This is a genomic window from Psychrobacter pacificensis (assembly GCF_900101915.1).
Lineage (GTDB): Bacteria > Pseudomonadota > Gammaproteobacteria > Pseudomonadales > Moraxellaceae > Psychrobacter > Psychrobacter pacificensis.
Map to the genome: position 1 here is coordinate 1 of NZ_FNAL01000044.1, position 5,061 is coordinate 5,061.

The following is a 5,061-nucleotide window of genomic DNA, read 5'->3' on the forward strand; positions in this document are numbered from 1 at the left end:
AAAACAAAGGCATCTACAAATAGTTACAGAAAAAACGGAGGGTTAATAAATCAATTGTAATTAGGATAAATACATCTTTATGATAATAAATTACAAAAGTAATTGACAATATAAACTACAAATGTAATTATATACCCGTAATCAACAAAACGGGTATATGGTCATGTCAGATTCTACTATCAAAGCAAGCATCCAAGAGCGGCGCGAGCAATACGAGATCAAGCGCCTCCGCAATATGCTCAATGAGCGCAATCAGCAGCTTCAAATTGTCGAGCAACAATTCAGTATCGAACAAAATAACCTAAAGCATTCGCGTCAGAATATGCGCTTGCTTATGGTTTTTTGCGTTTTGTTGATTGTCGTTTTGTCTTGGGGAGGTGCAGCATGAGCGCCAAAACTATCTCTAAGATTGAAACTCGCATAGTTGTCGGCTTCGATGACGAAACCAAAGCTGAAATAGAAGCGCTAAAAGGTAAATTGGACGAAGTAGCGCGTGGCCTGTCGGCGAAAAAGGAAAGTCGTGCTGATGGGTTGCTTGCTGCTATGCAAGCCGAAGCCGCTAATGATGCATCACAGCCTGAACTTAAAGAGTTGGGTCAGTGGGTGTTTGAAGGGCAGGATGAAAAGTGGGTAAGTGCTGCCAAAGATGCTGATAATGAAGTTTGGTTGTTTCAAGTGCCATTAAAAGACTTAGCAACTAACGAGAATAAGGACTACTCGTTGTGGTATGCACAAGATGGTTCAAAAGCTAGATACCTTTGCGATCTTAGATCTAGTGAAGATTGGAAAAACAGTGCTATCGACCGTGAAACCGTCAACGATGTCGATTATCTAAGCGGCAACGACTTAGACGAATGCGTCCCACATATCGATGATGTATTAGACCAACCTAATTGGCTATCTGAATCAGTACCACAAATAACCCAAGCTGATATGCAGCTTATCTTTATCAAAAACCTATCCGAAACACTTATCCAGCGCATGCATAGCATGGACCGTTTTAGCGAAGACGACTATGCGATTGGTGGTGATAAATTGATGGCGTGGGACATCGTGATTGGTAACAATTCCTTTAATGATAAGCGTCCTAATTTTGCGATTGTCATAGCAACATCAAATATAGAAAATAGTGATAAATCAAGCTTTGGCATAGCAGACCTTAATAGTTGCTTTTCACTGAATCAGTGGAATCATACAGGTCGGTACGTAAAGATATCGGTTTGGCACAACGAAACTTATCGCACCATAACCGAAGACGAACTGCCAGCATTCCGCGCGGCGCTGGAGGCTTGCTATGCGTAATATCGCCAATATCAAACCATCAGCAGTCCTGGCATCTCTTATCCAAAGCGCCAAGCTAACAAACGCGGTCAGCCGTAAAGCGTTACGTGACGCTAATGTGAAATGGACGGCGCATATCGCTAAGCCAAGATGCAACCGTGATCAACAGACACTTATCGATGTTGCAGACCAGCTGCGGCTGGTCATCGTGCAAGTGTCTCAACGCCGGTGTCGCATTAATCCACCGCAATGGCCAGTAATGATTCAATTGGAAGCTGACTTGCGCGCTGCGTATGTCGCAAACATCAACCTTGAGCCGTTACTTGACGCAGTAGCTGCTAACACTGACCACAGCGAGGTGGCGTGATGTCAAAACAATCGAAAAAACCGTTGCTAGTCAACATCAATGGTGCTGCGCATATCGGCGTGACAACAGCCTGTCAACGTGTCGCTATGTGCCTGAACGCTCAAGCAATCGCAACTGATGTGATCACGGTATCGCGTGGTATTGATGCTGTCGAGTTTGAGGATGACTACATACTAGATAAGTATAAGCATCTAGATGTAATCCTTTTGGACCGTCATCACTATACAGCGTCTGCCATCAAGCGTCGTCTTCAGCAGCCGCTTTGGGCGTTTCAGGAAGATAGCGTAATGCCAGGTCTTAGCGTGCTGCTTAGCTGTCATGGCACCGTGTACAAGCGCTTTATTAGATCCAATGAAGAGCCGCGCACGGCGCTGGGACATCACGATGCGTATCTGTCATGCATAAAAGATCATTACGGTACGCCAAATCATCATGTATTAGATATAGACGGCAAACATGGTCATCTGTATGCAGCCGGTACGATTAAAAGTCTGATATTACGGGAGCTAAAGCGATGAGTAAAACATTATCCCTTAACCGCCGTGCTCATTTATTTGTCAGAGATGACGCACTGTTTATCAAGCTGCAAACGCCGCATAACAAAATGCCAGACAAAGCAGATATTTATATCCTTAAAAAATTTAGCATCGACCGCTTAAAAGACATACGTGACTGGGCAGATGCAATGATCCAAGCAAGTGAGAGTAGTAATGTCAAAAAAGATTAAAAGAATCACGTTTGCAGCAAACAATTATGGCTTAAGTTGGCTAGAAGTAGACACAAGCTGCTGGGAGATTGTAGACGCATGTAGTGCTGGTAGTCACTTGGTTGGTCGGGCATGTCGCTTGGCTGACCGCGGGATGAAAATAGAATATCGCTACGGTATCAGCTATAAGCGTATCGAAGCGAACGTTGAGAAGATGGGGTAAGCAATGGCTGATGATGCTGATCGCGCAAACGACTATGTTGACTTAACACTGGCTCACTGCCTAAGTCGCGCACCAAAATTTGATAAACCGTCACTGACAGAATGTTTGGAATGTGGCGAAGATATACCGGCTAAACGTCAAGCAGTGGGTGGGGTAACGCTCTGTGTAGATTGCCAAAGCGTGTTTGAGAGAAGGGGACGGTGATGCTAACCAATAATGAGCAATTATTAGTAATTACCGGCATGGCTATCTTGCTTGGTATGTTGGTAGTGGCAGTGGTTTGGTTGTTGTCGATTGAATTGAATAAAGGGGAGTGATTGTGAGTGATGTGAAAGAACGCCCAATAATTTTAACCGCACAAGAAGTTAATGCTGTATTAGCAGGTGATAAGACGCAGTATAGAGTGCTATCTCTAACTGATGAGCAAGTGGCCGATGGATATCAACATTGTTATGGTGTGGCAAGTGGTGAAGTTATTTTTACCAAAGAAGAAAGCAATGAGAGTTTTGTTCGTGATGGCTATGTAAGTGTCAAATGTCCGTTCGGTAAAATCGGCGATCGTTTGTGGGTGCAGGAGCAATATCGTCCTATAGAATCGTTAAGTGCAAGTGAGATAAGACTTGAATATGTAGGCGGAAAAGAGATAGTTGTTAAGTATAAAAATCTTGAAGATATAGGCGCTAGCGCTAATGATGATTATGTAAGTAATATCTCGAAATGGCGTAACGCTGAAACAATGCCACGCTGGGCAAGTCGCTTACTCCTAGAAATAACAGATATTCGCATTGAGCGTGTAAAGGATATAAAGCTTGGGGATGCGGTTGCAGAGGCTTGCTTTAAATTTCCTGACAATTTGAGATTGGTGCTAACACCGTTAGTAGCGTTCTCTAATTGTTGGATGGAAAAGCATGGCGATGAGTCTTGGAATCGCAATGATTGGGTTTGGGTGATTGAATTTAAAGTAATTAAGGAGAGCTGAAAGATGGACGTTATTGAAATTATCAAATCAAATGTTCCGTTGGACTGGGTAACTCTCCCCCAATTTGCTAAACTTATTGGCCTACCACATACACGTCTATATATCGCCAAAGAAAAATGGCCAGAAGGCAAGGTGTGGAAAAGAGTTGATAATAAGATTTACTTTAGTCTAAATGGGTGGAATGAATGGTTGGACCAGCAGGGTATCCAAAAGGCGTCAGAGTACGAAACGACAGCGTCGAAATTAATATCCCAATCAAAGGAGAAGGGCGCAGGTACTTCGTCCTCCCGTACACGGCGACGCCGAAAAACATTGCCCAAGCGGGAAAACTACGAGCTAGTTTAATGGCTCGTAGGAAGTGGGAAGATCTGACGGTAACAGATATTGAATTGGCTTGTAATATTACCGATGAGACAGCAGCAGATGATAGACCGCTTTTTGCAGACTATGCGCAGCTTTATCTTGATAGCTTAGATAGCGGTAATACAGGTACTAGACGTAAATATAAAGGCATCCTCAAAAATAAGTGGATGCCTTTTTTTGCATCTATAGCAATTGCAGATATAACACCGGCCATGGTGCGCGCTGCGATTGCACAGAATGACTTTAGTAGCACCAAAACTGCTAATGACGCACTCACGCCACTACGCGGCGTGTTTGATTTAGCCTTTATTGATGAAATTATTGAAGAGTTGCCGACTAAACGTATCCGTAATAAAAAGACTCAAAAGGATGAGCCAGATCCTTTTTTACCTAATGAGCGTTTGGCCATACTTAACTATATGCAAAGCCATTGGACGGGTGATAAAGAGATTTGGTATTTATACTTTGTATGGCAGTTTTGGACGGGTTGCCGCCCTGGTGAGTCCCTGGCCATAGACTGGGCTGACATAGATGTGACAAATCGACTAGCAAAAATAAGTAAGACGTTGAGTAGTGGCAAAGTGCAGCTGTCAACTAAGACGAATGAGATCCGCAATATCTATCTAAATGACAAAATTTTGGTCGTACTGGATAGACTCAAGGCGCTCACTGGCCACCAGTCACGTCTGTTTATCAGTTTGCACACCGATGAGCCATGGACACGGCCAGATAAGTTGTCGGAAAAGTTTCAAGAAGTGCTACCAGTGATCGGTGTAAGAGCGCGACCGGCTTATAATTGCCGTCATACTTATGCGACGACAATGCTCAACAGCATGATCGATGTTTCTGCAGCGGCGTATCAGATGGGCCATGATATCATCACGTTTACCAAAATCTATGCGAAGTGGATCAATACAGAGCGTATGCAAGCTGAGATGATGAAGCTTGATTATGGTGATTAACTACCGAGATATGCTCGGTAGTTGAATTGCAGAAATTGCGCCAAAACTGCGACAACAGTAGCTTTAATAAATAATTATCAAATTTTAGGCAATAAAAAAAACCTGCCCGAAGGCAGGTTTTGTATAGGTTTGAGACAATTTATTCACTATCCGAAAATGGTGGGGCTGGAGAGACTCGAA

The 5,061-nt window shown here is 43.4% G+C and carries 9 protein-coding genes; all 9 read left to right on the plus strand.

All coding sequences use genetic code 11. From position 1 onward, the window contains the following. Nucleotides 1-163 precede the first annotated feature (163 nt). Nucleotides 164-388 carry a hypothetical protein gene (locus BLR43_RS13150; protein WP_143007460.1) on the plus strand — a complete coding sequence of 75 codons (225 nt, stop codon included), beginning with the start codon at nt 164-166 and terminating at the stop codon, nt 386-388. Next, nucleotides 385-1,302, plus strand: a complete 918-nt coding sequence (locus BLR43_RS13155; RefSeq protein ID WP_093071439.1) for a hypothetical protein — start codon at nt 385-387, stop codon at nt 1,300-1,302. The genes BLR43_RS13150 and BLR43_RS13155 overlap by 4 nt, the downstream gene beginning before the upstream one ends. Next, nucleotides 1,295-1,648: a hypothetical protein gene (locus BLR43_RS13160; RefSeq protein ID WP_093071440.1), complete on the plus strand. Its 354-nt coding sequence runs from the start codon at nt 1,295-1,297 to the stop codon at nt 1,646-1,648. The genes BLR43_RS13155 and BLR43_RS13160 overlap by 8 nt, the downstream gene beginning before the upstream one ends. Further along, nucleotides 1,648-2,166 carry a hypothetical protein gene (locus BLR43_RS13165; RefSeq protein ID WP_093071441.1) on the plus strand — a complete coding sequence of 173 codons (519 nt, stop codon included), beginning with the start codon at nt 1,648-1,650 and terminating at the stop codon, nt 2,164-2,166. Before BLR43_RS13160 ends, BLR43_RS13165 begins: the two co-directional genes overlap by 1 nt. Continuing rightward, on the plus strand, nt 2,163-2,375 hold the full coding sequence (locus tag BLR43_RS13170; protein WP_093071442.1) for a hypothetical protein: 213 nt from the start codon (nt 2,163-2,165) through the stop codon (nt 2,373-2,375). The genes BLR43_RS13165 and BLR43_RS13170 overlap by 4 nt, the downstream gene beginning before the upstream one ends. Then, the gene (locus BLR43_RS13175) at nt 2,359-2,577 is read left to right on the plus strand and encodes a hypothetical protein (RefSeq protein WP_093071443.1); all 219 of its coding nucleotides are present in this window, start codon (nt 2,359-2,361) and stop codon (nt 2,575-2,577) included. The genes BLR43_RS13170 and BLR43_RS13175 overlap by 17 nt, the downstream gene beginning before the upstream one ends. A gap of 3 nt (nt 2,578-2,580) precedes the next feature. Then, nucleotides 2,581-2,781: a TraR/DksA C4-type zinc finger protein gene (locus BLR43_RS13180; protein ID WP_093071444.1), complete on the plus strand. Its 201-nt coding sequence runs from the start codon at nt 2,581-2,583 to the stop codon at nt 2,779-2,781. A 115-nt stretch (nt 2,782-2,896) separates the two neighbouring features. Next, a complete protein-coding gene (locus BLR43_RS13185; RefSeq protein ID WP_093071445.1) occupies nt 2,897-3,556 on the plus strand; it encodes a PNPOx family protein in 660 nt (219 codons plus the stop codon). A gap of 185 nt (nt 3,557-3,741) precedes the next feature. Continuing rightward, nucleotides 3,742-4,881 (plus strand): tyrosine-type recombinase/integrase, encoded by a 1,140-nt coding sequence (locus BLR43_RS13190; protein ID WP_093071446.1) that lies wholly within the window; start codon nt 3,742-3,744, stop codon nt 4,879-4,881. Nucleotides 4,882-5,061: the final 180 nt, after the last annotated feature.